The organism is Paraburkholderia sp. FW306-2-2C-D06C (assembly GCF_058781505.1).
In genome coordinates, this window is record NZ_JBYSWU010000001.1 from 307,026 (window position 1) to 331,069 (window position 24,044).

At 62.9% G+C, this 24,044-nt stretch carries 23 protein-coding genes and 1 pseudogene; 9 read left to right on the plus strand and 15 right to left on the minus strand.

What is annotated here, in order from left to right:
* The first annotated feature begins 39 nt into the window (after nucleotides 1-39).
* The 4 genes from AC3WLT_RS01395 (at nucleotide 40) to rhaS (ending at nucleotide 4,777) form a co-directional block, all read left to right on the plus strand.
* Complete coding sequence (locus tag AC3WLT_RS01395; RefSeq protein WP_492590028.1) at nucleotides 40-1,623, plus strand: sugar ABC transporter ATP-binding protein; 1,584 nt, start codon at nucleotides 40-42, stop codon at nucleotides 1,621-1,623.
* Nucleotides 1,620-2,678: an ABC transporter permease gene (locus AC3WLT_RS01400; protein WP_492590030.1), complete on the plus strand. Its 1,059-nt coding sequence runs from the start codon at nucleotides 1,620-1,622 to the stop codon at nucleotides 2,676-2,678. The genes AC3WLT_RS01395 and AC3WLT_RS01400 overlap by 4 nt, the downstream gene beginning before the upstream one ends.
* A complete protein-coding gene (locus AC3WLT_RS01405) occupies nucleotides 2,671-3,687 on the plus strand; it encodes an ABC transporter permease (RefSeq protein WP_492590032.1) in 1,017 nt (338 codons plus the stop codon). The genes AC3WLT_RS01400 and AC3WLT_RS01405 overlap by 8 nt, the downstream gene beginning before the upstream one ends.
* An 82-nt stretch (nucleotides 3,688-3,769) precedes the next feature.
* Entirely contained in the window at nucleotides 3,770-4,777 is a 1,008-nt protein-coding gene (rhaS, locus tag AC3WLT_RS01410; protein ID WP_492590034.1) for a rhamnose ABC transporter substrate-binding protein, read from the plus strand.
* Here rhaS and AC3WLT_RS01415 read toward each other — a convergent pair.
* From AC3WLT_RS01415 to AC3WLT_RS01445, 7 genes are all read right to left on the minus strand, one after another.
* A complete protein-coding gene (locus AC3WLT_RS01415; protein ID WP_492590036.1) occupies nucleotides 4,767-5,858 on the minus strand; it encodes a CmpA/NrtA family ABC transporter substrate-binding protein in 1,092 nt (363 codons plus the stop codon). The genes rhaS and AC3WLT_RS01415 overlap by 11 nt on opposite strands.
* 10 nt (nucleotides 5,859-5,868) lie before the next feature.
* A complete protein-coding gene (locus tag AC3WLT_RS01420) occupies nucleotides 5,869-6,444 on the minus strand; it encodes an ANTAR domain-containing response regulator (protein ID WP_115100235.1) in 576 nt (191 codons plus the stop codon).
* A 397-nt stretch (nucleotides 6,445-6,841) separates the two neighbouring features.
* Nucleotides 6,842-8,638, minus strand: a complete 1,797-nt coding sequence (locus AC3WLT_RS01425; protein WP_492590038.1) for a tetratricopeptide repeat protein — start codon at nucleotides 8,636-8,638, stop codon at nucleotides 6,842-6,844.
* Between the two features lie 105 nt (nucleotides 8,639-8,743).
* Nucleotides 8,744-10,837, minus strand: a complete 2,094-nt coding sequence (locus AC3WLT_RS01430; protein ID WP_492590040.1) for a S8 family serine peptidase — start codon at nucleotides 10,835-10,837, stop codon at nucleotides 8,744-8,746.
* A gap of 971 nt (nucleotides 10,838-11,808) precedes the next feature.
* Entirely contained in the window at nucleotides 11,809-12,081 is a 273-nt protein-coding gene (gene infA, locus AC3WLT_RS01435) for a translation initiation factor IF-1 (RefSeq protein WP_492590042.1), read from the minus strand.
* A 138-nt stretch (nucleotides 12,082-12,219) separates the two neighbouring features.
* Nucleotides 12,220-12,501, minus strand: coding sequence for a hypothetical protein (locus tag AC3WLT_RS01440; protein WP_115100326.1), 282 nt, complete (start codon nucleotides 12,499-12,501; stop codon nucleotides 12,220-12,222).
* Nucleotides 12,502-13,076: 575 nt separating this feature from the next.
* A complete protein-coding gene (locus AC3WLT_RS01445; RefSeq protein WP_106277571.1) occupies nucleotides 13,077-13,295 on the minus strand; it encodes a hypothetical protein in 219 nt (72 codons plus the stop codon).
* 323 nt (nucleotides 13,296-13,618) lie between these two features.
* Here AC3WLT_RS01445 and AC3WLT_RS01450 point away from each other — a divergent pair, with 323 nt between their 5' ends.
* From AC3WLT_RS01450 to AC3WLT_RS01460, 3 genes are all read left to right on the plus strand, one after another.
* Nucleotides 13,619-14,263, plus strand: coding sequence for a helix-turn-helix transcriptional regulator (locus tag AC3WLT_RS01450; RefSeq protein ID WP_492590044.1), 645 nt, complete (start codon nucleotides 13,619-13,621; stop codon nucleotides 14,261-14,263).
* Nucleotides 14,264-14,331: 68 nt separating this feature from the next.
* Nucleotides 14,332-14,526 (plus strand): DUF1653 domain-containing protein, encoded by a 195-nt coding sequence (locus AC3WLT_RS01455; RefSeq protein ID WP_492590046.1) that lies wholly within the window; start codon nucleotides 14,332-14,334, stop codon nucleotides 14,524-14,526.
* 58 nt (nucleotides 14,527-14,584) lie between these two features.
* On the plus strand, nucleotides 14,585-14,779 hold the full coding sequence (locus AC3WLT_RS01460) for a YqaE/Pmp3 family membrane protein (protein WP_492590048.1): 195 nt from the start codon (nucleotides 14,585-14,587) through the stop codon (nucleotides 14,777-14,779).
* Nucleotides 14,780-14,851: 72 nt separating this feature from the next.
* Here AC3WLT_RS01460 and AC3WLT_RS01465 read toward each other — a convergent pair whose 3' ends face one another.
* Nucleotides 14,852-15,160 carry a 2Fe-2S iron-sulfur cluster-binding protein gene (locus AC3WLT_RS01465; RefSeq protein WP_492590050.1) on the minus strand — a complete coding sequence of 103 codons (309 nt, stop codon included), beginning with the start codon at nucleotides 15,158-15,160 and terminating at the stop codon, nucleotides 14,852-14,854.
* A gap of 105 nt (nucleotides 15,161-15,265) precedes the next feature.
* The gene (locus AC3WLT_RS01470) at nucleotides 15,266-17,227 is read right to left on the minus strand and encodes a sigma-54-dependent Fis family transcriptional regulator (protein ID WP_492590052.1); all 1,962 of its coding nucleotides are present in this window, start codon (nucleotides 17,225-17,227) and stop codon (nucleotides 15,266-15,268) included.
* 450 nt (nucleotides 17,228-17,677) lie between these two features.
* Between AC3WLT_RS01470 and AC3WLT_RS01475 the strand changes: the two genes are divergently transcribed.
* The gene (locus tag AC3WLT_RS01475; protein ID WP_115100227.1) at nucleotides 17,678-17,968 is read left to right on the plus strand and encodes a DUF1488 family protein; all 291 of its coding nucleotides are present in this window, start codon (nucleotides 17,678-17,680) and stop codon (nucleotides 17,966-17,968) included.
* Nucleotides 17,969-18,271: 303 nt separating this feature from the next.
* Here the strand turns inward: AC3WLT_RS01475 and AC3WLT_RS01480 are convergent, their stop codons facing one another.
* Nucleotides 18,272-19,573: an NCS2 family permease gene (locus tag AC3WLT_RS01480; RefSeq protein WP_492590054.1), complete on the minus strand. Its 1,302-nt coding sequence runs from the start codon at nucleotides 19,571-19,573 to the stop codon at nucleotides 18,272-18,274.
* A 118-nt stretch (nucleotides 19,574-19,691) separates the two neighbouring features.
* A pseudogene (locus AC3WLT_RS01485) lies at nucleotides 19,692-19,766 on the minus strand (YaiI/YqxD family protein); the annotation flags it as partial.
* Between the two features lie 161 nt (nucleotides 19,767-19,927).
* Here AC3WLT_RS01485 and AC3WLT_RS01490 point away from each other — a divergent pair.
* The gene (locus AC3WLT_RS01490; RefSeq protein WP_492590056.1) at nucleotides 19,928-20,167 is read left to right on the plus strand and encodes a hypothetical protein; all 240 of its coding nucleotides are present in this window, start codon (nucleotides 19,928-19,930) and stop codon (nucleotides 20,165-20,167) included.
* On the opposite strand, the gene AC3WLT_RS01495 is transcribed toward AC3WLT_RS01490, so the two are convergent.
* The 4 genes from AC3WLT_RS01495 to AC3WLT_RS01510 form a co-directional block, all read right to left on the minus strand.
* Complete coding sequence (locus AC3WLT_RS01495; RefSeq protein WP_492590058.1) at nucleotides 20,144-20,404, minus strand: DUF4148 domain-containing protein; 261 nt, start codon at nucleotides 20,402-20,404, stop codon at nucleotides 20,144-20,146. The genes AC3WLT_RS01490 and AC3WLT_RS01495 overlap by 24 nt on opposite strands.
* Before the next feature lie 119 nt (nucleotides 20,405-20,523).
* The gene (locus AC3WLT_RS01500; RefSeq protein ID WP_492590060.1) at nucleotides 20,524-21,297 is read right to left on the minus strand and encodes a slipin family protein; all 774 of its coding nucleotides are present in this window, start codon (nucleotides 21,295-21,297) and stop codon (nucleotides 20,524-20,526) included.
* A complete protein-coding gene (locus tag AC3WLT_RS01505; protein WP_492590062.1) occupies nucleotides 21,294-22,865 on the minus strand; it encodes an NfeD family protein in 1,572 nt (523 codons plus the stop codon). The genes AC3WLT_RS01500 and AC3WLT_RS01505 overlap by 4 nt, the downstream gene beginning before the upstream one ends.
* Before the next feature lie 83 nt (nucleotides 22,866-22,948).
* On the minus strand, nucleotides 22,949-23,986 hold the full coding sequence (locus tag AC3WLT_RS01510; protein WP_492590064.1) for an AraC family transcriptional regulator: 1,038 nt from the start codon (nucleotides 23,984-23,986) through the stop codon (nucleotides 22,949-22,951).
* Between the last annotated feature and the right edge of the window lie 58 nt (nucleotides 23,987-24,044).

Consider the following 24,044-nt stretch of genomic DNA (forward strand, 5'->3'; position numbering starts at 1 on the left):
GAAAGCCTCACCCAGTGAGCGCAAAGAAGGAGACACGCAGTGCAGCAACCGACATCCGCGGTGCCCAGGCTCGAACTGCGGCATGCGAGCAAATCTTTCGGCCGGGTCCGTGCGTTATCCGACGGCGATCTCGCGCTATGGCCAGGCGAAGTGCATGCGCTGCTCGGCGAAAACGGCGCGGGCAAATCGACGGTAGTCAAGATTCTCGCCGGCGTGCATCAACCGGACACCGGCGAGCTGCTGATCGACGGCGTTGCGCGTCGCTTTGCAACGCCGGCTGAAGCGCGCGATGCGGGCCTCGCGGTCATTTATCAGGAACCGACGCTGTTCTTCGATCTGTCGATTGCGGAAAACATCTTCATGGGGCGGCAGCCGGTCGATCGGCTCGGCCGCATTCAATACGACGCGATGCGCCGCGAGGTGGACGGCCTGCTGGCTTCGCTCGGTGTCGATTTGCGCGCCGATCAGCTGGTGCGTGGTTTGTCGATTGCGGATCAGCAGGTGATCGAAATTGCCAAGGCGTTGTCGTTGAACGCGAACGTGCTGATCATGGATGAGCCGACCGCCGCATTGTCATTGCCGGAAGTGGAGCGGCTCTTCGCGATCGTGCGCAAGCTGCGCGAGCGCGAAGTGGCGATTCTGTTCATCACGCATCGGCTCGATGAAGTGTTCACGCTGACGCAACGTGTGACGATCATGCGTGACGGCGCCAAAGTGTTCGACGCGCTCACGGCGGACCTCACGACCGAGGGAATCGTCGCGAAGATGGTCGGCCGCGATCTGGAGAGCTTCTATCCGAAGGCGGATCGTCCGCCGGGCGAAGTGCGTTTGTCGGTGCGCGGCCTCACGCGCGTGGGTGTGTTCAAGGACGTTTCGTTCGACGTCCGCGCCGGCGAGATCGTCGCGCTGGCGGGCCTGGTGGGCGCGGGGCGCAGCGAAGTGGCGCGGGCGATCTTCGGCATCGATCCGCTCGACGCCGGCGAAATCTGGATCGGCGGCGAGCGTCTCACAGCGGGCCGCCCCGCCGAGGCCGTGCGGGCCGGTCTTGCGCTGGTGCCGGAAGATCGCCGGCAGCAAGGTCTGGCGCTGGAGTTGAGCATCGCGCGCAACGCCTCGATGACAGTGCTCGGGCGGCTCGTCAAACATGGGCTCATCTCCGCGCGCAGCGAGACGCAACTGGCGGATCAATGGGGCACGCGCTTGCGCCTCAAAGCCGGTGACCCGAATGCGCCGGTCGGCACGCTATCCGGCGGCAATCAGCAAAAGGTCGTGCTCGGCAAGTGGCTCGCAACTGGCCCGAAAGTGTTGATCATCGACGAACCCACGCGCGGCATCGACGTCGGCGCCAAGGCCGAAGTGTATAGCGCGCTCGCCGAACTGGTGCGCGACGGCATGGCGGTGCTGATGATTTCGAGCGAATTGCCCGAGGTGCTGGGCATGGCCGATCGCGTGCTGGTGATGCACGAGGGGCGTATCAGCGCGGATATAGCGCGCGCCGAGGCCGACGAAGAGCGCGTCATGGGCGCCGCGCTCGGTCAACCGCTTCCGCCTTTGGGGCATGCCCCGAAGGAAGTCCCCCGCCCCGAAGGAAGTCCCCTTGGGGGACTGGGGGGCGCCGCATGATGCGCCATTCTTCCACCCATCCCGTGCCGGTTCAGGCGAGCGTCGCGAAGCGCCCGAACGGAAATGCCGGCGGCTTCCTCGCGAATCTCGCCAGGAGCCGCGAGACGACGCTATTCGTCGTGCTCATCCTGCTGATCGCCGGCACCGGGCTCGCGAAGCCGCAGTTCCTCAATCTGCAAAATCTGCGTGACGTGCTGCTGAACGTGTCGATCATCAGTCTGCTGACGGCGGGCATGACGGTGGTGATCCTGATGCGGCATATCGATCTGTCGGTGGGATCGACGGTCGGCATCAGCGCCTATGCGGTCGGCAATCTGTACGTCGCGTTTCCGCATATGCCGGTGATCGTGGCTCTGCTTGCGGGACTGGCGATCGGTTTGGCGGCGGGCGGCATCAATGCGCTGCTGGTTGCCGTGGGACGCGTGCCGTCGCTGGTGGCGACGCTTTCCACGCTCTACATCTTTCGCGGCGCCGATTATGCGTGGGTGCACGGCGGACAGATCAACGCGACCAGTTTGCCCGACGCGTTTTCCCGTCTCGCGACCGGCGCTTTGCTGGGCATACCGACGCTCGCGCTGATCGCCGTCGTCGTGCTGGCCGGCCTCTCCGTGTACCTGAAACAGTTTCGCGGCGGCCGCGAACACTATGCAATCGGTTCGAATCCCGAAGCTGCGCGGCTTGCCGGCGTGAACGTCGAGCGTCGCGTGATGGCGGGCTTTCTGTTGTCCGGCGCAATCGCCGGGTTCGCGGGCGCGCTGTGGCTCGCGCGTTTCGGCACCGTCGATGCGAGCACCGCGAAGGGTATCGAATTGCAGGTGGTGGCGGCAGCGGTGGTGGGCAGCGTGGCGATTACCGGAGGCGTTGGCACGATTCTCGGCGCAACGCTCGGCGCGCTCGTACTCGGCGTGATCAGTATCGCGCTGGTCGTGTTGCACGTGTCGCCATTCTGGGAACAGGCGATCGAAGGCGCGTTGATCGTCGCCGCGATTGCCGCCGATACCTTGCTGGCCCGTTCCGTCGCCAAACGCATGATGAGGAAACGCGATCATGGCTAAACCCGATTCCGCGCTGCTTACGCGCAAACGCGAAACGCCGCTGCAATGGGAAGTATTGCTGGTGATCGTGCTGGTTTTGTCGCTCGCGCTTGGAAGGTTGCTGTCGCCCGTGTTTCTGACCGGCGCCAATCTGAGCAACGTATTGGCGGATCTGACCGAGATCGCGCTGATGGCGTTGCCGATGACGCTGATTATCGTCGCGGCGGAAATCGATCTTTCGGTGGCGTCGGTGCTGGGTGCATCCAGTGCGTTGATGGGCGTGCTCTGGCATATGGGCTTGCCGATGCCGGTGGTGATCGTGCTCGTATTGATTGCCGGCGCGCTCGCCGGCCTGCTCAACGGCCTCGTGATCGTCAAGCTCAATCTGCCTTCGCTCGCGGTCACGATCGGCACCTTGGCGCTGTTTCGCGGCCTTGCGTATGTGCTGCTCGGCGACCAGGCAGTCGCGGATTTTCCAGCGGCTTATACGGCGTTCGGCATGGATACAGTGGGCGCGAGCTTCATCCCGTTGCCGTTTTCGATCGTGATCGCCGGGGCGGTGCTGTTTACCGTGCTGCTGCAATCCACCGCGTTTGGCCGCAGCCTGTATGCGATCGGCGCGAATCCGACCGCCGCGGCTTTCTCGGGCATCGAGGTGGCGAAGATCAGGCTGCGTCTGTTCGTGCTGTCCGGCGCGATGAGCGCGTTGGCGGGCGTCGTCTATACGCTGCGGTTTACCAGTGCGCGCGGCGACAACGGCGAAGGCTTCGAGTTGTCGGTGATCGCGGCCGTGCTGTTCGGCGGCGTGAGCATTTTCGGCGGACGCGGCTCGATGATCGGCGTCCTGCTCTCGCTGCTGATTATCGGCGTGCTGAAAAACGCACTGACGCTCGACGACGTGTCGAGCGAAACGCTCACGATCGTCACGGGCGTGCTGCTGTTGGCATCGGTGCTGATTCCCAATCTGGTCGCCCGCTGGCGCGCGGCGCGCGACCGGCGTTTCATCGCGAAGTCCGCGTCTTCTTTATAACTTCCCCATAAAAACTGTCTGAAAGAGAAATCACCGGCAACCCGGACAGCATTCCGTCCAACAACAAGGCAGGAGACACTTCATGTTCAAACCTCTACGTCACACCGGCACGGCCGCGCTTTGCATCGCTCTGGTGGCGATCAGTTGCGCGGCATCGGCTGCGGGCCTGAAAGGCGGGCTCAAAATCGCTTTCGTGCCGAAGCAGATCAACAACCCCTATGAGGTGATCGCCGACGACGGCGGCATGGCGGCGATCAAGGAATTCAGCGGCGTGGGCAAGGTAGTGGGCCCGTCGGATGCGGGCGCCTCGTCGCAAGTGCAATACATCAATACGTTGATCACGCAACGGCAGGACGCGATCGTGATCGCCGCGAACGACGCCAACGCAGTCGTGCCGTATCTGAAGAAAGCGATGTCGCAGGGCATCAAGGTCGTGACCTTCGACTCGGACACGGCGCCTGAAGGCCGGCAACTGTTCGTCAACCAGGCGAACGCGGAGGGCATCGGCCGCGGCCAGATTCAGCTGGTGTCGAAGCTGATGGGCGGCGAGGGCGAGTTCGCGGTGCTGTCGGCCACGCCTAACGCGACCAATCAGAACACGTGGATCAAATGGATGCAGGAGGAACTGAAAAAGCCCGAGTACTCGAAGATCAAGCTCGTCAAAATCGCCTACGGCAACGACGACGATCAGAAGTCGTTCGTCGAAACGCAGGGCTTGTTGCAGGCGTATCCGAATCTGAAGGCGATTGTCGCGCCGACTACGGTCGGCATTGCGGCGGCGGCGCGTTATATCTCGAGTTCGTCGAGCAAGGGTAAGGTGGCGGTAACGGGGCTGGGCACGCCGAACCAGATGCGTGCGTTCGTCAAGAACGGCACGGTCAAGGCGTTCCAGCTCTGGGATCCGAACCAGCTCGGTTATCTGGCGGCTTATGCCGCGGCGAACCTGTCTTCCGGTGCGATAACCGGCAAAGAAGGCGAATCGTTCGACGCCGGCAAGCTCGGCAAGCGCACGATCGGGCCGCAAGGCGAGATCATTCTCGGACCGCCGACCACGTTCGACGCGAGCAATATCGACAACTTCAATTTCTGACCCGCATGGATCGCCGCGCGTCGTCCGGCACCGCGACGCCGACGCGTGCGGCGGCCTCGAGATACAACTGCGTCTGATTGATCTTCGCCGCAATCTCCGCGTAATCCGTGCGCCTATCGATCATGCCCCAGCGCTCGAACTGCGTGAGAAACCAAGCGCCCTCTATCGTGTGCGGATAATTCACCGTGCCATTGTCGAAGAACCGGACCGGCAGACGTCGCGGTGTTGCAGCCGCAATCTCGTTGCCGAGCCGTGCGGCAATCAACGCCTCGTCGATACCGATGAATTCGGGCCGTGCGAGCCAGCGCGCGATCTCCGCACGATGTCCGGCGCCGTCGAGCCAGCGGCACGCTTCCAGCATCGTCTGCACCAGCGCTCTTGCCGCATTCGGATTGGCGCTGACGAAATCGCGCCGGCATGCCAGCACCTTCTCCGGATGATCGGGCCAAACCTCGCTCGTATAAGCAACCGTGCGGCCGACGCCTTCGGCTTCGGCCATGGCATTCCACGGCTCGCCGACACACAAGCCGTCGAGCTTGTCTTCGGCAAGCGCGGCGACCATTTGCGGCGGTGGAATCACGACGCTTTCGATATCGCGCAACGGATGCACGGCTTGCGAAGCGAGCCAGTGGTACAGCCACATTGCATGCGTGCCGGTGGGGAAGGTCTGAGCGAACACCGGTTTGCGGCCGAGGGTCACCAAAGCCTTCGGCAAGGTGCCATGTTCGGCCAACGCATCCGCGAGTCCATTCGACAGCGTGATCGCCTGGCCGTTGCGATTGAGCACCATCAGCACGGCCATGTCCGTTCGCGGTCCGCCCAGGCCGAGCTGCACGCCGTAGACGAGACCGTAGAGCGCGTGCGCGGCGTCGAGGTCGCCGGAGAGAAGCTTGTCGCGCACGGCGGCCCACGATGGCTGACGGCATAGCTCCAGCGTCAAACCATGTGCGTGACCGAATTCGAGCAGCTTCGCTGCGACGAGCGGCGCGGCATCGGACAGCGACACGAAGCCGAGCCGCAAATGTGTTTTCTCGAGCCGGGCGGGCGCGGACGCTGAGGTAAGGGGAGCAGGAGAGTTCATGAGCAGCGCTTCATTTGTGCGAGTCTGCCGCTGCAACGATGGCGCGCGCGACCTCGGCGAGTTTGACACCCTGGTTCATCGCTCGCTTGCGCAGGTTGGCGTAGGCGGCGTGTTCAGTGATTTTCTGCTGATCCATCAACAGACGTTTGGCGCGGTCGATCAGCTTGCGTTCGGCGAGTTCGTTTTCGACTTGCGCGAGACGCTCGCGCAACTGCGATTCCTGCGCAAAACGCGCGAGCGCGACTTCGAGAATCGGCGCGAGCCGCTCCGTCTCGAGGCCTTCGACGAGATAAGCGGTCACGCCCGCGCCGACCGCATCGCGAATCAACTGCTGGTTCGCGTCGTGACTGAACATCAGCACCGGGCGCGGCGCGGTGGCGTTCATCACGGCGAGTTGTTCGAGCGTGTCGCGCGACGGCGATTCCGTATCGATGATGATCACATCGGGCCGTTCGCTTTCGACCACGCGATGCAGCGCCTGTGGCGTCGCGGTGCCGGCGAGCATGTCATAGCCGAGCCGCGCGAGGGCATCGCGCAGATCGCCTATGGGCTTATCGGTATCGGTGACGAGCAGGACGCGCAGCATGGGTGTGGCTTGTCGAACCGCCGCAGGCGTGGGGCCCGCTACGGCGAAGTCGAACGTCGTTGTTCAACAAATTATGTGCTGATGCGCGCAAGCGTGTGCGTGGCGGGCCAGCGAATCGTATTGTATGGAGAAGCCGGAACAGTCGTGGCTTCATCGTGTCCGGCATCGTTGCAGGACCAAACGATTAAGCAATGGCTGTGCCAGAAAAGGAGCGGCTGATAAAGGCGAGGCGAATCATAGCGTTGCGAAACCGGCGTACGGAACCGGCTGCACTCTGGCGGGGCATCGTATCGCCATGCACCGAACCGGCGCATGGCGTGAGCCGCAATGCGTTGAGGAAGCACGGCGGGAAGCATGGCGAGAAGCACTGTGCGAAGCACCGCCGCGTGGCGGTGAATCACGCGTCATACCATTTCGACAATTCGCTGCGGACTTCTTCGATCACCGGGTCCCACTTGCCCAGTTCCTGTTGCCGGAATAGCCGCATCGACGGATACCAGGGGCTGTCGGTTCTGTCGGTGAGCCATCGCCAATCCGAGCAGGCAGGGATGAGTACCCAAACAGGCAGTCCAGCAGCACCCGCCAGATGAGCGACTGAGGTATCGACCGTGATGAGCAGATCGAGCGAGTGAAGAATGGCGAGCGTATCCGTGAAGTCATTGATTGCGGGTCCCAGCGTGTGCAGATCATATTCATTCGCCAGACCTTCGCTTTCGTGCTCATGCTCGCCCTTTTGCACGGAATACCAGGTCACCTCATGAAGCGCAAAAAGTGGCTTGAGTGCTTCGAGGCGGATGGACCGGTAACGGTCCAGAACGTGGTACGGGCCGCCCGCCCAAACAACACCAATGCGTCTGAGTTTATGGGGCATTCTGCGCGGCGACATGGCATCGATGCAAGCCGCCCAGTGCCGCATCTTTTCCGGCCTTGCAGCGAGATAGGGCATGACGACGGGGAGCATCGGCAGATCGAGTTTCATGTGCTCAGGCATCCGTAACATATGACACCAGTAGTCATAGGGGCCGGACGGCAACCTGGTCAATACGTTGCGCACCCCTGTCATGCTGGCGGCCAGTTCTGCGATTGGCTCGCTGACCAGCACATCCACCGTTGCTCCTTGCCGATGCAGCCATTCAGCGAATCTGATGAACTGTATTTCGTCGCCGCGCCCCTGCTCGCCCACCAGCAGGAATTGGCAGCCGGCAACCGGTTCGCCTTTCCACTCAGGAAAGCTGGGACAAACCAGTTCCGTTCTCTTATCAAGGAGTTCGTAAAACCATCTGTATCTCTTCCAGCCTTCTTCGAATTCGCCGAGGGCAAGTTGCACGCCCGCGAGATGGAATTGCATATAAGGGTTGTCCGGCAGAAGCCGCGCGGCTTCCATGCTGTACGGCCGGCTTTCGGCGGCTTTGCCGCTTATGCTAAGTGCCCGGGCCGCGTTGTGATACAGCAGGGGATGGCGTGGATCGACGGCGAGTCCCTGCCTGGCTACGCTGAGCGCCTCGCTGAAACGGTCGTGTGTGTTCAATACGAACGACAGCGATTTGAGTGCCGCGGCATTGTCGGCAAAGCGGGTTCTTATCTCTGTGAGCGCGCTTGCCAGTTGAGTGGCGCGGCCGGCTTTTGCGAGTGCCGCAATCAGATCGAGCCCGTCTTGCAGGCTGGACGGGGCGAGTTCCCACGCGCGTAGCCAATAGTCCGCAGCGTCATCGATCGCCCCGAGTTCCGTGCTGATCCGTGCCATTGCAAGAATAGCCTGATGCAATGCCGGGTCGATTTCAACGGCGTGTTTATAGTGCGCCATGGCCTCACTCAGGCGGCCGGACAGCCGCAGGCAGTCGGCGAGATTCCTGTGCAGACTGATAGTGCCGCCCGCCAGTCCGATCGCGCGGCGATAGAACCGTTCGGCCGCTGCATAGTCATGCTTCAGCGCCGCAAGCTGGCCCGCGTGTTCATACAGTTCTGCCCGATGAGGGGCGGCTTGCAACGCCAGTTCCAGATACTCGCGTGCCTGGTCGAATTCGTTTTTATGGACGCAGACGAGTCCGATCCGGTGCAGTGCGTGCGCATCGCACGGGTGCAAGGCCAACACGTTTTGGTAACCGTTCATCGCCTCGCTGAATCGCTGGACAGAGAAATGCGCATCCGCCTGCGCAGCAAGCGAGTTCGCGTCATCGCTATCGATAAGTGACATAGGCGTCGCCAGGAATTCGTTGAATGTTGATTCGCGCCGGCAGGTGGATGGCGCCGGAAAGTGTGCCCCTGTGACCGTAGCTGCGGCACAGGGGCACGCTGCTGGTTAACTATCTGGATCGTCGACCGGCCAGGTAACCTTGTACTTGATGGAAATGCCATCAAGCGGGGTGCGGGTGGTCACCATGGCGTAATAAGTCCCAGGGTCAGGCCACATGAGTTTGCAGGTGGCGGCTCGCCCTGCCGACATGACGGATGTACAGTCGGGATGGACCATGGAAGCCGTGCCGCCTTTGACAGACAGCGTTGCAACCTGGCCAGGTGCGTCCGGTGAAAGGGTAAACGTCAGATACTTCACCTCCGTGGGAACCCACCGGCTATGAACCGGGCTTCGTATGACAGTGCCCGAGAAGTACAGAACCTCGGAGGGTTGCAGTCCAATTCGCAGCCCATACTCATAGTCGTTTATGTCCGTAACAAGAAGGGGCTTCACCTGAACCGGGCGCGTCACCTTGCTGACGGCCCCATTAACATCCGTCACGGTGAAGGTAAATTCATAAGTCCCGGGCTGTTCGAAGTCGATCTCGGGATTGACGGATTGCGTGGAGAGAGCGTCGCCACTGCCATTACCGAAATTCCATGCCCATGATTTGATGGGTGCGCCTCTGGCACTAGACAGGTCCGTGCATGAAACGTGCATCAGGTTTGGACTTTGCGAGCATTTGAAATCCGCTGCCGCTGGAATCTTTCCGGACCTGGCGGCCACCACAGCCGCGTTTGCGTCCAGAATGCCCGGCCCGATGGGTTGATCCGGCTGGCCGCTGGGAAACGGTTGAACATGCTGTGCGAGCAGCGTCCGCATTTCCGCCGATGTCAGCGGCGTGGGCGCCACGGACTGAACAAGCGCTGCGACTCCGCTCACCATCGGCGCCGCCATCGACGTGCCCGACATGTATGAATAGCTTTCGGTGCCCGGTGCGGCTGTCCCGTTGTTGTAGGTCGACCAGATCGAGTCGCCGGGCGCGGCAACGTCGACAACCGGACCAAAGTTCGAGCGAACCCACCTCAAACCGCCCCGATGGGTCGCGCCCACACTGATAACGCCACGGCAATTGGCCGGCGAAAAATTCGTTGCGCTAGCACCGTCGTTGCCCGCGGCTGCGGTAACAACGGCGCCGCGACTGACCGCGTAGTCAATGGCGTTCTGAAAAGTCGTTTCACAGGAGCCGGACCCGCCAAGACTCACATTGATGACCTTCGCCGGATACGAATTCGCCGGGACGCCCGGAATAGTCCCGCCGGCGGCCCACACAATGCCGTCGGCAATATCGGACGTGTAGCCTCTTCCGCAGGCATTCATGACGCGAACTGGGACGACTTTCGCGGCGGGAGCCACGCCGGCTATCCCGACGCCGTTATTCGTCTGCGCTGCCACGATGCCTGCTATGTGCGTGCCGTGCCACAGGACTGAGCATTTCTCCGTGGTGATGCCCGGGTTGATGCCGTTGCCGCCGCGGGGATTGGTGGTGAAGTCGTACCCAGGCAGGTAGTTGGCATTCAGGTCGCTGTGACTTGTGACGCCGTTGTCCACCACGGCGATCACGGAGCCGGAACCGTTCGCGTTGTCCCAGGCGCCCTCCGCACGTATTCCTGCTGTAGTGGTGCCGGGTTTCAGGTTAGAGGTCAGGCCCCACTGCATGCCGTATTCCGGATCATTCGGCACCATCAAGACGGACATTTCCGTGTCGGGTTCCACGTATTCGACGTTCGGGTCTGATGCGAGAGCGCGCATGAAAGCCCTGGCGTCCTTGCCGCTCAGCTTGCGCTCAGTCGTCACTACGTCGGAGCCGACGCCCGTTCGGCGCAAATGACGAGCCTTCGCGGGAAAGGCACCTGCCAGCCGGTCAAGTTTCGACTGGACCGATGAAGGTGATCCGCGTTCCAACGTGCCGTTCCTGTACTTGACGATGAAGCGGTCAACGGAGGCATCCGATGACAGACCGCTCGTATTCATTTTCAGCGACATTTGCAGTGGAACGGTGCTGGACGCCGCCGCCAATGCCGCCGTCTTTTCAAGCGCCGGCGTTGTTCCGGAAGCCGTGTCGCTGCCGCTGTTTCCACCACATGCTGCGAGCGCCAGCGAAAGGGATAGACAGGCTGCGCCGGCAAGCACGCGGCGCGCTGTTACTTTCGACTGCAACCCACCGATTCCTGTACCGGCTTTGCAGGCATCATCCCGCGTGCCCCGAGATCTCTCTTTTTGCATATTTCCTGTACGACATATAGAAATGATTGCCCCTGTTTTTATGTGGTAGTCGTACTGCGGCCATCAGTCTCGATAGTGAGCCGCGCGCCAATCTTTACTCTTTCGGCACTGACTATGTTTCTGTTGTTTTAAGAATCCCAATTAATGGCTATCCGCGACGCCTGCGAGATGTGTTGCCTTGCGCAGTTGGGAGTCAGCCCATTACGTCTTTGTAATCGTTGTATGCAATTTGTAGCTTGGATAAGAGAATAAATAGCCTGACCAGTTTAAGCAATCGGCGATTTCTATTTGTTCGTCGGATAACTTACTCAACACGTAAGACTGTCAGCGTGCTCGGTCAGCGAGCCGCGGTCCACGCGCGCCGCTTGCGCCACGGCGAAAAAGTTATCGTTTTCACCGGGCGCGCAACGGGGCGAGCGCGATTCATCGAAGCGCTCGATGAAAGCGACCTGCAAGCGACCTGCAAGCGGCGCTCGCGGCGAGGCGCGAGCATCTTTTGTCGAAACGGGAAGAGCGCGTGGTCGAGCGGGCGCGCAGGAGCGCCGCAGGAGAGGATCTCGGTGCGGTATTCGGAGTGTAAAAAGGCGGGGTAGTGCGGAGGGGGGCGAAACGCCCGCTAGCGGCAAAAAACGCGAGGCGCTGGAGCTTGAACTGAAGCACGAGTTGACGCCAGCGTGCCGAAGACCGGCAAAGCGCTCGGCCTCACCTCATATAGCCTGCAACTCATGCGATGCCGCGGCGCGCCGCTCAGGCCGGAATCGAAGCCGACATCGAAGTCGGCTTCGTCGAGTCAAGCCGGAGAAGGCGCGCGAGAGGCTTCGCGAACAACTAGCAGCAATCGGGCAATCGTCACGCGGCAACCGCTCGGAAAGCGGTCAAAAAGCGCGGTCAGCGTGCCGCCGGCATCAACGACGGCGGAATTGCGTATTGCGGGCGGCACCGCCACCGGTGGCGCGCTCGTCTTTGTGACGGAAATTGATCCGGCCTTTGGTCAGATCGTAAACCGACAGTTCCAGCGTCACGCGGTCGCCCGCGAGGATACGGATGTGGTTCTTGCGCATGCGTCCGGACGCGTAAGCGCCAACCACGACGCCGTTGTCGAGCGTCACGCGGTAACGGCTATCCGGAAGTACTTCGTCGACGATACCGTCAAGTTCAAGCAGTTCTTCTTTCGCCATGCATAACTCCTGGTCGATGGGATAAATGGGTGTTGGCCGATAGGCGTTGCCGGTCGGCACAACATTCAATGCGTATGACGGAAGGCTCACGAGCGCCCCGTCGTGCGGCAACCGCAGCGAATGCGCTGAAGCTGCCGCTCAAAGATCGGCGACCGACTGGCCGTCGATACGGCCGTCGATCAGTTGCTCGGCGTGCGCCATGCACGCAATGCGTGCCTTGCCCGTGCCGTCGAACGGAAACAGATATTGCAGGCGGAACACGCGGCCGTCGGCCGCCGGATTGGCGCCGACGCGGCAAATGCGCACCGATGCGTCGTAGCCCGCGTCCGGATTGCGGCCTGTCTGCGCGTCGGTCGGGCGGCGCGGATAGACGAGCGGGTGAATTTCGTAACCCTTGTAGGTCTTGACAGCTGAATTCATGAAGCACATGTCCTGTATTACGTGGCTGCCGTGTCACGCGTGTTACGCGCGGCACGACGGGCCGGGCAGCGCAGCGCCTTGGGGCGCGCCGCCATGGAAAAAGGTTGGCACAGGCCCGATGGCAAGGGCTTGAGCGCGGCCGCGCAAAATCGCGGATTCGATGGAGAAGAAACACGCTGATGTCGCGCAGACATCGGGCGCGTAAAAGCTGAACAACTCAGCTGCACAACTCGCGACGGCGAATGCATGCGGCGCATTGCCGGAGTGACGGGATCGCCGACAGGCGGCGATCGAACAGTCGGGGGTGGTGCGGAGAAGCCGATTTGAGACTTCGGTGCAACAGACGCGGGATACAGCTATTCCAATATGATGCACTAAATGGGGCTAATTGGATAGCGAAAAGTTCCGCGCAAGGGCAAGCCGCCCAGCCGACGGGGCTTTGGGCGGGAAAGACCGTCCGCGTGCGGCGCGCCGGCGGATTGCCGGCAGGCCATCAGCGGCATGGCCTGGTGGCCTGGTTGGGGCGGTGGCGGGCGAAGGCGGGTGGCGGTGGCGATGAAGCGGCAGGGCGGTGCTCAGCGGGAGGTTTCGGCGACGCGCTTCTGCAACTCGCGCGACGCCGCGAGCGGAATGCGCGCGTCATCCCAGCCGGCCAGCCATTCGACTTCCTTCGACGTAAAAATCTGCCCGTGATTGCGCAGCGTGTATTGCAGTGAATCAATGATGTGATTGCGGATGATTTCCGGCGTGCCTTCGTCATCGAGCACGGCGCGAAACGCTTCGAGCGTGGCCATCTGTTGCTCCGTGAAATAGATGGTTCTTTTATCGCACGAAAAAAAATCGCTCGCCAAGCGGACAAAATTCGCCGTGTGCCGGCGCGCCAACACAAGATTGTGGCCAGACGCGAACCATCGCCCGCGATAGCGCCGATCGCGGCGCTTTCGCAAATGCCGCCGCGGTCGCCGCCGCCGATCGGGGTGGCTACAATGGCGAGCTGACGTGCCGGGCCGGCCGACCTTGTCGGGCTGGCCCGGCCTGCTGGTTTTAACCTTGGCGCTCCCGTATCGGCTCACCGGTGCGGAGCGCCGCCGCTTACCTCGACGACCGCGATTCCCCAATGCGCAAGACAAAAGTCTCTGCTGTGAAAGACCTGCTGCTGGACCGCTACGCACCCATCGCGGACGGCATCGCCGCGCTGTTCTATCCGTGCGCCGAAGTCGTGATTCACGACCTGCATGACCAGACCATTGCGTACCTCGTGAACAATCTGTCGAAGCTGGAAGTCGGCGGCCCCTCGGTGCTCGACGAAATCCACTTCGCGGCGCGCGGCCGGACCATCGGGCCGTACGAAAAGCTCAATTGGGACGGGCGGCGCATGCGCTGCGTGAGCAACATCCTGTTCGACGACGAAGGCAAGCCCGCCGGCATGCTGTGCGTGAACTTCAATATCGCGGTGTTCGAAGACGTGCGCTCGACGCTCGATCTGTTCATCAAAGGCGGCAATCTGACGGACGCGCCCGCGGAAGAGCTGTTTCGCGACGACTGGCAAGACCGGATCAACACGTTTTTGCACGGCTGGCTGCGCGAGCGGCAAATCGGCGTCAATGCACTCACGCGCGAACACAAGCGGGAGATCGTCGAGGCGTTGCACGCGCAAGGCGCGTTTCGTGGCCGCAGTTCCGCGAACTACGTAGCCGCCGTGCTGACGATGGGGCGCGCGACCGTCTACAAGATTCTGAAGCAGATGAAAGAGGGCGGCTGATTGGGGCCGGGCGCAAATGTCAATTGCAGCCAGGAAACGCTGAGGTTTTCAATTCAAGGAGGATTCGAATGGTGCGTTACCGGCACTACAAAGGCGGCATTTACGAACTGCTTTGCGAGGCTACGCTGGAGTCCGATCCGACGGTCACCATGATCGTCTACAAAGCCAGCAATGGTACGATCTGGACGCGTCCGGCTTCGGTATTTTTCGAGCTGGTCGAGCACGACGGCGGCAAGGCGCCGCGCTTTGCGCCGATCGATTGACAGGCCTGCTCACGCGAATACGCGCGTGCCGGGTCGAATGAAAAAACAGGAAATCTGAATGCGTCTATTGCTCGCCATCATTCTGCCGTGGTTTCAGTTCTTCACGATCGGCCGTCCGGTTGCCGGGATCATCTGCCTGATCTTGCAGATCACGTTGATCGGCTGGATTCCGGCCGCAATCTGGTCGGTGTACGCGCTCAGCCAGTACAACACCGACAAGAAAATCGAACGGGCGATGGGCGCCCGGCGTTAAGGCTCGCGGCGGCGTTCGCCGCCGCGCTCGTGGACGCCGGTGCCGCAGGAGCGGGCCGGCGCGGCGCAGGTCTCAGCGCGGCGGCGATTCGACCGCGTCGGGCGCTTCGATCACCACATCGGTTTCCGCGATTGCCACGCACGGCAGGATATAGCCTTCCGCTTTTTCCTCCCGGCTTAGACCCGGCCATTCGATCGTGTAGCGCACACGTCCCGCGGTCATTTTGCAGAGGCACGTGCGGCAAGTTCCGTTGCGGCACGAGCGCGGCAGGCGCAGGACGGCGAAACCGGCGGCTTCGAGGATCGTCAGCGAGTCGGGCGCTTCGAAGGTCTGGCCGAGCGGTTCGACACGAACGAGATGCGGGCGGGTAGGGTCGGACATCGTGTGGAGCGGTGACTGATTGCGCCACACTTTACACGGTGCGAGCGACGCTCACCCTGCGCCCGTCACGCTCATATTCAGTCCGCACGCGTCGCTGTTGCGCTTTCAGTGCGTGCTTGCGCGCCTCAGGTAGCGGTAGACCGTATTGCGCGCGAGCCCGAGTTCGCGGGCTGCCGCCGACACGTTGCCGTCGAGCCGCGCGAGCGTCTGCGCGATCAACGTGGTCTGCCAGTCCTCCATGCGGGCGGGCATTGCAGCAGGCGCGCGGTTGCCGTTGCACGGAACCGATGCGGGCGGCTCCGAGACGCCGTCGGACGCGGCATCGATACAGTCCTGCAGGAAGTCTTCCGGCAAATCTTCGAGTTCGATCTGCTGTGCGCCTTCGGCCATGATGCTCGCGGTGCGCAGCACGTTCGCCAGTTGCCGCAGATTGCCCGGCCAGCGGCATTGCGCAAACCGCCCGAGCACGGCCTCGGACACGCGTCGCGGCAAGCGTTCGCGATCGGGCTGCAATTCCAGCATGCGTGTGACGAGCGCCGCCAGATCGGTGCGATCGCGCAGCGCCGGCAAGGTCACGACGAGTCCGTTGATCCGGTAATACAGGTCCTCGCGGAAGGTGCCGGCTTCGATCATCGCGCGCAGGTTGCGGTGGGTTGCGCAGACGATGCGCAGATCGACCGGAATCGCCCTTGTGCCGCCGAGCGGCACGACGGTGCGCTCCTGCAGCACACGCATCAGCCGCACTTGTTGCGCGAGCGGCATGTCGCCGATTTCGTCGAGAAACAGCGTGCCGCCATCGGCCTGCACGATCTTGCCGACGCTGCCGCGTTTTTTGGCGCCGGTGAACGCGCCGTCTTCGTAACCGAACAACTCCGCTTCGATCAGCGTATCCGGCAACGACGCGCAATTCAGCGCGACGAAGGGCGCGGCCCGGCGCGGCGAATCGTGATGGATCGCGCGGGCGAGCCATTCCTTGCCGGTGCCGGTTTTGCCGAGCACCAGAGTCGGGATATCGCGACCGCGCAGCTTCGCGACCCGCTGCAAGATCGCGGCGACTTGCGCGTCGCCGGTGTCGAGTGTTTCGAGCGTCGCCAGAGGTGCGGGTTCGAACGGACGGGCGCTGGATCGCGTTCCAGCCGAAGCCGCCATACGCGACGAGGCAGCGAAGCCGTCGGCCGGCGCGATGTAGCGCGGCGCCGTAAATTCGCCGCGCGCCACCACGCGCACGCCGCTTGGCAGCGTGAGTACGATGCTCTCGCCTGGTGCGCGGCTTGTCTGCTGCAACAGCGTGGCGAAGGCGAGGCCGAACAGCGCGTCGAACGGCTGCCTTTGCAGAGCGGCGAGCGGCTGGCCGAACTGAAACAGAGCACTGCGATTGGCCGACAGAAACGTGCCATCGGCTGCGAACGCCGCGAGCCCTTCGAACAGCGTGCCGATGAATTCCGCACGCGCATGAAAGTGGATGCGGATCGAGTCCGCGAATTGATTGGAGAACAGATGATTTTCGATCATCTGCGCCGACATCCGCACGAGCGCCAGCGTGTGCTTGTGAAAGCCGCGCGTGTCGCCGCTCACATCGAGTGCGCCGATGGTGCGCCCGAACGGATCTGCGATTGGCGTGCACGAGCAGGTGAGAATCCGGTTGGCGTGCAGAAAGTGTTCCTCTGCATGCACGACGGTGGGTTGCCCGTCGACCAGCGCCGTGCCGATGGCGTTCGTCCCGCGATCCGCCTCCGCCCAGGAAACGCCGGGACATAGCGCGACGCGATTGGCTTTTTCGACGAAGTCGCTATCGCCGAGACTATGCAGGATGACCCCGTGATTATCGGTAAGGAGCACCATGCTTTGGGTGTCGACGATCTGCGCGTGGAGCGTCTCCATGACCGGGAGAGCGTGGATATAGAGCGACTGGTTCCGATCGACGAGCTCACGCAGCGCCGGCTGGCGCAGCGGATGAAAATCCGGCGTTTCCGACGCGCGCAGACCGAGTTCGATCGAGCGCGCATGAGCTTGCGCGATGACATCTGGCCGACCGGTGATGGGCGGCGAGGCAGGGCGATGGATCAAGGCATGTCTCCGGTTATACGGACACGGCGGGTACGTTGCCCGCCGTTGTCGTTGCGCAGCGCAACATAAGCTGCGACGGCCGAACCCTGATATTACAGGACGAAGCGAAGACCGCGCCGCGCGGAAAAATAACGGGGTAGCCCGCTCATAAACGAATAACAAATCGGGGAAAGGCCAAAAACAGCCGGGTTACGCCCAGCAAAAACCACCCCATAAAGCCGGAAAATCAAACAAAAAAAGGAAAAACTTGCACCACGCTACAACTCGTCTAAAGTGAATCCAATCACCTCCGCGAGGCGCGAACTGCGCCATTGACGCATAGGGGTGACAAGCCCGCGCCATCGGCATCCGAAAAGGAGGGAAAGAAAGGCAAAAAGCGCGACTCCATCAGACTAGCGTGCGCAGCACCCAATCATGAATGCGCGCCACCCAACCATTAAGGTGACTCCCATGCAGATCCTATTCCCGAACGAATCCCCTGAATATTCAGGGCGCGAACTTACCTTGGCGTTCCCGGCGATGGTCGATGGAGAGAGGGTGGAGTGCATGATCACCGCCGAGGCGCTCGAGGACCATTTCGGCGCCGCATCGCCGCGCATCGAGGACATGATCGGCGCATTCGACGCGCACCGGGCCCGCATCGAGGCGGCCACGCGGCGTCTGCTGTCGGAAACGAGAGCGCAATGCCTGATACTCCGCAGCGGTTACGTGCGTTTCTACGAAGCAAACTGGCGCAACTGAAGGAAGACGCGCCGACTGGCTGAAAAGCAGAGAAGAACGCCGCGCTAACCTAACCAGGGCAACCAACGCAAACCCAGGGCGCGGCGCCAGCAAAACCAACCGGCAGCGGCCGTTCACGCCGCCTGCGCGGGTGTCCTCGTGTACTCACGCGCGGGAAAAAACCATCAAACCATCCGCCGCAGCGTCCGATTCGTTGATCCAGACCGAACCGGCACTGACCGTACTATCCGACGCCAACCGCTTCGCGCCTCGGCGCGCCGCGAGCCGCCGCGCCGCGAGCTGCCACGCCGCGAGCCTCCGCGATTACTCGCTGCCAAGGTAGAAGTAGCGAAACAGGAAGATCGCCGCGATGATCCACACCACCAGCTTGACTTTGCGCGCCTGCCCCGTCAGCAGTTTCAGCCCGGCGTAGGAGATAAAGCCGAACGCGACGCCATTGGCGATCGAGTAGGTGAACGGCATCAGCAGCGCGGTCAGCGCGGCCGGCACGACTTCGGTGGCGTCGTCCCACGGCAGGTCGAGCATTTCGCGCAGCATCAGGCACGACACGTACAGCAGCGCCGGCGCCGTCGCATAGCCGGGCACCACGCCCGCCAGCGGCGCGAAAAATAGCGCCGCGAGAAACAGCACAGCGACGGTGATCGCCGTCACGCCGGTGCGCCCGCCTGCCTGCACGCCCGACGCGCTTTCGATGTACGCCGTGGTCGACGAGGTGCCGAGCATCGAGCCGGCGAGAATCGCCGTGCTGTCGGCGAGCAGTGCGCGATTGAGCCGGTGCATCTTGCCTTCGACCAGCAGGCCAGCGCGGTTGGCCACGCCCATCAGCGTACCGGTCGCGTCGAACAGTTCGACGAGGAAGAACACGAGAATCACGTTCAGCACGCCTGTGGAGAGCGCGCCGCGAATGTCGAGCTGGAACAGCGTCGGCGCGATCGACGGCGGCGCGGAGACGACGCCGTGAAACTGATTGCCGCCAAAGAAAAAGCTCAGCACCGTCACCCCGACGATGCCGATCAGGATCGCGCCGCGCACCCGCAGATAGTCGAGCGTGACGATCGCGAAGAAGCCAACGATGGCGAGAATCACATGCGGGTTGTGCAGATCGCCGAGCGCGACGAGTGTGGCCGGATTGCCGACCACCACGCCGGCCGTCTTCAGCGAAATGATCGCCAGGAAGAGCCCGATGCCGCCGGTAATCGCAATGCGGATCGAACGCGGAATCCCGTTGACGATCACTTCGCGCACGCGAATCAGCGTGACGATCAGGAACAGGCACCCGGAGATGAACACCGCGCCGAGCGCGGCCTGCCAGGTGAAGCCCATGCCCTTGACCACCGTGTACGCAAAGTACGCGTTCAGGCCCATGCCGGGCGCGAGCGCGATCGGATAGTTCGCGTAGAAGCCCATGATCAGCGAGGCCAGCGCGGCCACGATGCAGGTCGCGACGAACACCGCGTCTTTCGGCATGCCGGCGTCGCCGAGAATCGCCGGGTTGACGAAGATGATGTAGGCCATCGTCAGAAAGGTGGTCAGTCCGGCGAGCACTTCAGTGCGTACGTTGGTGCCGGCGGCGTCGAGGCCGAAGTAGCGATTTATCGAGTCCATGAGGCGCGTCTCTCGTCGTTTCAAAAGTGATTCTTGTTGGGGCGTGCGATGTATAGCGGATCAACCGCGGATGGGCGTGCCGGCGTGCCGTCCGAAGCGGCGCTGAAGTCCGGCCGCCCGTGCGGCGCGCCGCGCGAAACAGCATCTCCTTGATCACGACCGGACAGGCGTCGGCGTCTACCCGGATTGGCATCGTTCGGATTCCGGCTGCGGGGATGAAAGGGGCGAGATGATACCTTGCCAGCGCGTCGGGCGGAGCGGCAAGCGAATTGACGATGTTCGGGCGCGACGCGGCCGGCTTTCAAACGAGCGGCGAAAGATGAAGCCAGATGGAACGGTTGCGCGGCGTTGCGGGTGAAACGGATTCAGGCAGGGAGGCGGCAGGGAGGCGGCAAGGAAAGCCGCAAGGAAAACCGCAAGGAAAACCGCAAGGAAAACCGCAAGGAAAACCGCAAGGAAAACCGCAAGGAAAACCGCAAAAGGAAAACTCATGCGCGCGGCATGCGAGGCCAACATGGCCCGCGGTCATTGCAATCGCGGGCGGCCCGGCATGCCGCGGTCAAGCTTTATTTACTGCGTCACGCTCCCGCCTGATTCCTGCGCCCGCCGCGCGGCGACGATGCGGCCCGCGCGTTGCGCGTTGTCCGGGTAGTTGATCCAGTCGAGCGGATCGTAGCCGGCGGCGCGCCATGCGGCCAGATCGGCTTTCACTTCGGCACGTGTTTTCGGCGCCGACGGATCGTAAGGCCGCGCCGATGTCTGCGCGAACGCAGTGCTCATACAAACGGCGGCTAGCAGCGCGCCGAGTCCAACTCGAGAAACGATTTTCATGACTGGCTCCCGTGGAGCGGTTATCTGCGACCCACGTATTCTAGTTTTCGCCTGCCTTTCGAGTAAGGCGATGAAAAGCAATGCACCGTTTCATCCAGTGATCCAAAGCGACCCGCGGCTCAGGACTGCGACGGCTTGCCGAGGCGATCCAGCACCGCGCCCAGCAGATCGACCGGCAACGGAAACACGATGGTCGAGTTCTTGTCGGCGGCAATCGTCGTGAGGGTTTGCAGATAGCGCAACTGCATCGCCTGCGGCTGCTTCGAGAGGGTCTGCGCCGCTTCCAGCAGATGCTGCGAGGCCTGCAATTCGCCTTCCGCATGAATCACCTTGGCGCGCCGTTCGCGCTCGGCCTCGGCCTGGCGCGCAATCGCACGAATCATGGTTTCGTTGATGTCCACGTGCTTGATCTCGACGATCGACACCTTGATGCCCCATGCGTCGGTCTGGGTGTCGAGCACTTTCTGGATGTCGGCGTTCAGCTGCTCGCGCTCGGCCAGCAGTTCGTCGAGTTCGTGCTTGCCGAGCACCGCGCGCAGCGTGGTCTGCGACAACTGGCTGGTCGCTTCGAAGTAGCGCGCCACCTGGATCACAGCTTTCTCCGGATCGACGACGCGGAAATACACTACCGCGTTGACCTTCACCGAGACGTTGTCGCGCGTGATCACGTCTTGCGGCGGCACATCGAATACGACGGTGCGCAGATCTATCCGCACCACCTGTTGCACGATCGGGATGATCAGCACGAGCCCCGGCCCCTTGACCTTCCAGAAGCGCCCGAGCATGAAGACGACGCCGCGTTCGTATTCCCTGAAAATCCGTATCGCCGAAGCGAGCAGGATGATCACCAGCAGAATCAGTATGCTGCTGAAGCCGAATGTGAAACCGATCATGAGCGTTCTCCTTGTTGTATTGCTTCCGCGGGCTCCACGGTCAGCGTCAGTCCGTGCCGCGCAATGACGCGTACCGCATGACCCGCCGCGAGCGGCGCCGAGCTGGACACCCGCCAGCGTTCGCCGTGCACACGCGCCCAGCCGGCCGCCGTGCCGCCGTCCGGCAGCAAGCCGCCGTCGAGCACGATGCCGAGACTGCCGACAATCGCTTCCGAGCCGGTCACCACGGGCCGGCGTCGCGCGCGCAACGCGACGCTCGACACCGCGAACACGAAGGCGACGCTGAACACCACGACGGCGGCGATCATCGGCAGCGGAATGCCGTAGCCGGGCACATCGGTATCGATCAGCATCATCGCGCCGATCACGAACGCAACCACGCCGCCGAAGCCCAGCGAGCCGAAGGTCGGCAAAAACGCTTCGGCGATCAGGAACGCGATGCCAAGAAAGATCAGGCTCAAGCCGACATAGTTGACCGGCAGCATTTGCATCGCGAAGAGCCCGATCAGCAGACTGATCGCGCCGACCACGCCAGGCAGCACAAAGCCCGGGTTGGCGAATTCGAAGAACAGGCCGTACATGCCCAACATCAACAGAATCAGCGCGACGTTCGGATCGGTGATGACCGCGAGGAAGTGGCTGCGCCAGTCGGCTTCGAGCGTGACGACCGGTGCGCCGGCGGTGCTGAGTTTGACGTTGCCGCGGATCGTGTTGATCGTGCGGCCGTCGACCTGGCGCAGCAGATCGGGCACGTCGCGCGCAATCAGATCGACGACGTGCTGCGCGAGCGCATCGCTCGCCGACAGGCTGACGGCTTCGCGCACCGCGCGTTCGGCCCAGTCCGTATTGCGCCCGCGCATTTGCGCGAGGCCGCGGATGTAAGCGGCGGCGTCATGGACCTGTTTGCGCATTTCGGTCGATTGAGTGTCGAGCGGCAGCGCGCCGCTTGCGGCGCTGGCGGAACTGGCTGCATTGGCCGAGCTTGCCGCACTGGTTGAGGCCGGCGTCGCGGGCGCGGTTCTGGGTGTGCCGGGTATTCCGGGGGTTCCCGGTGCCCCGCCTGGCGGCTCCGCACCGCCGATGCCCAACTGCACGGGCGTTGCCGCGCCGAGATTGGTGCCCGGCGCCATTGCCGCGATGTGGCTGGCGTACACGATGTAGGTGCCGGCGCTCGCCGCCCGCGCGCCGCTCGGGCTGATGAAGGTCGCGACCGGCACCGGCGAGCCGAGAATGGCCTTGATGATCTGCCGCATCGACGTATCCAGCCCGCCTGGCGTGTCGAGTTGCAGCACGGCAAGTTGGGCGCGTTCGTCGGCTGCCCGTTGCAGGCCGCGCACGATGAAATCGGCGCTGGCCGGACCGATCGCGCCGCTCACCGGAATCACGACGATTTCATTGGGCGCTGCGGCGGCCTGAAGCGGCGGGTGGGCGACGGGGAGCGTGGCTGCAAACGTCAACAGTACGCCGAGCGCGGTGATGCCGCGCACCAACCGGCCCACGATTGCGCCACGGATAAGCGGACGATGTGGACCGGACTGCCGGAACGGGAGACGCTGATACGTGCTCATCGCTGACGGCCGTCACGCCGCGTCGACGGGTATCGACCGGCGCGGGCCGGAACCCCAAAAAAGGCTGGCCTGCTTCTTACAGCTTAGTCCGATTCCGCGCGGCGCGTGAAGTCCGTGCGCGCCGGCCGGTAATCAGTCGGCCGCATGCCGGTCCACTTGCGAAACGCGCGATGAAACGCGCTCGGTTCGGCAAAACCGACCGCAGCGGCGATGTCGGCGATGGTGCGGCTGGTGCCCTGCAATTCGCCGATTGCGATGTCGCGCCGCAAGTCGTCCTTGATCGACTGATACGTGTAGCCCTCCTGTTTCAGACGCCGCCGCATGGTGGCCTCGGCGACGTGCAGGCGCTGCGCCATCTGATCGGCGGCGGGCCAGCCGGCCATCGGCAGCGCGCGCAGCATCTTGCGTACCCGCGCGGCGAGCGAACCCGGATTGCGATACTTGACGATGAAGCTGCCGGGCGCGTCGCGCAGGAACGGCTTCACCGACGTCGCCGTCTGGATCACCGGCAGCTCGAGAAACGCCGGCGCCAGGTCCACATAGGATTCGGGCTGATCGAACGTCATGTCGTCGCAGAACATCAGGCGGTATTCATGCGCGGCGGGCGGCGCCGCGCAGCGAAAGCGCGCTTCGAGCAGCGGAATGCGCCGCCCGACCAGCCAGCACAACAGGCCGTACACGAGGATGAAGTAGGTCGCGTAGGCGAACATCCTGGGCGGCGGCGCGCCTTCGCGTTCGACGAATCTGAGCCGCACGCGCTGCGCGTTCGTCTCGATCCGCGCGCCGAGGTCGTCCAGCACCAGCCGCATGAAGCCGAGCGCGCGCGCGAGCGCCTGCGCGCCGTTACGCGCGGTCAGCGCAGTCTGCGTCATCGCGATGAAGCTGCCGCTTTTCATCGGATGCGAGTCCTGGCCGAAGAATTCGTCGTCGAGCGCGCGGGCGATGCCGGCCCACAGCGCGCCGTATTGCGCCGACGACACCCGGCTTTTCGGCGACGCCAGCATCGGCGGCGCGATGCCGGCGGCTTCGGCGAGCGGCAGCGCATCGAGACCGCGGGCGCGCGCCAGCGCTAGCGTTTCCTCGACCAGGCTGACGGAAATCGTGCCTTTATCGTTTCTCATGAGTGTCCGGCGTGTCTGGCATGTCTGGTGCATCTGGTGCATCTGGCAATTACGCTCA

What these genes read in the sequence shown, in the direction of transcription:
- AC3WLT_RS01495 (WP_492590058.1), bottom strand. Translation starts at nt 20,404, where the DNA reads ATGAAAATCGTTTCTCGAGTTGGACTCGGCGCGCTGCTAGCCGCCGTT.
- AC3WLT_RS01480 (WP_492590054.1), bottom strand. Translation starts at nt 19,573, where the DNA reads ATGGACTCGATAAATCGCTACTTCGGCCTCGACGCCGCCGGCACCAAC.
- AC3WLT_RS01420 (WP_115100235.1), bottom strand. Translation starts at nt 6,444, where the DNA reads ATGCTGCGCGTCCTGCTCGTCACCGATACCGATAAGCCCATAGGCGAT.
- AC3WLT_RS01425 (WP_492590038.1), bottom strand. Translation starts at nt 8,638, where the DNA reads ATGTCACTTATCGATAGCGATGACGCGAACTCGCTTGCTGCGCAGGCG.
- AC3WLT_RS01445 (WP_106277571.1), bottom strand. Translation starts at nt 13,295, where the DNA reads ATGGCCACGCTCGAAGCGTTTCGCGCCGTGCTCGATGACGAAGGCACG.
- AC3WLT_RS01460 (WP_492590048.1), top strand. Translation starts at nt 14,585, where the DNA reads ATGCGTCTATTGCTCGCCATCATTCTGCCGTGGTTTCAGTTCTTCACG.
- AC3WLT_RS01440 (WP_115100326.1), bottom strand. Translation starts at nt 12,501, where the DNA reads ATGAATTCAGCTGTCAAGACCTACAAGGGTTACGAAATTCACCCGCTC.
- AC3WLT_RS01450 (WP_492590044.1), top strand. Translation starts at nt 13,619, where the DNA reads ATGCGCAAGACAAAAGTCTCTGCTGTGAAAGACCTGCTGCTGGACCGC.
- AC3WLT_RS01510 (WP_492590064.1), bottom strand. Translation starts at nt 23,986, where the DNA reads ATGAGAAACGATAAAGGCACGATTTCCGTCAGCCTGGTCGAGGAAACG.
- AC3WLT_RS01500 (WP_492590060.1), bottom strand. Translation starts at nt 21,297, where the DNA reads ATGATCGGTTTCACATTCGGCTTCAGCAGCATACTGATTCTGCTGGTG.
- AC3WLT_RS01475 (WP_115100227.1), top strand. Translation starts at nt 17,678, where the DNA reads ATGCAGATCCTATTCCCGAACGAATCCCCTGAATATTCAGGGCGCGAA.
- AC3WLT_RS01455 (WP_492590046.1), top strand. Translation starts at nt 14,332, where the DNA reads ATGGTGCGTTACCGGCACTACAAAGGCGGCATTTACGAACTGCTTTGC.
- AC3WLT_RS01505 (WP_492590062.1), bottom strand. Translation starts at nt 22,865, where the DNA reads ATGAGCACGTATCAGCGTCTCCCGTTCCGGCAGTCCGGTCCACATCGT.
- rhaS (WP_492590034.1), top strand. Translation starts at nt 3,770, where the DNA reads ATGTTCAAACCTCTACGTCACACCGGCACGGCCGCGCTTTGCATCGCT.
- AC3WLT_RS01405 (WP_492590032.1), top strand. Translation starts at nt 2,671, where the DNA reads ATGGCTAAACCCGATTCCGCGCTGCTTACGCGCAAACGCGAAACGCCG.
- AC3WLT_RS01400 (WP_492590030.1), top strand. Translation starts at nt 1,620, where the DNA reads ATGATGCGCCATTCTTCCACCCATCCCGTGCCGGTTCAGGCGAGCGTC.
- AC3WLT_RS01415 (WP_492590036.1), bottom strand. Translation starts at nt 5,858, where the DNA reads ATGAACTCTCCTGCTCCCCTTACCTCAGCGTCCGCGCCCGCCCGGCTC.
- infA (WP_492590042.1), bottom strand. Translation starts at nt 12,081, where the DNA reads ATGGCGAAAGAAGAACTGCTTGAACTTGACGGTATCGTCGACGAAGTA.
- AC3WLT_RS01465 (WP_492590050.1), bottom strand. Translation starts at nt 15,160, where the DNA reads ATGTCCGACCCTACCCGCCCGCATCTCGTTCGTGTCGAACCGCTCGGC.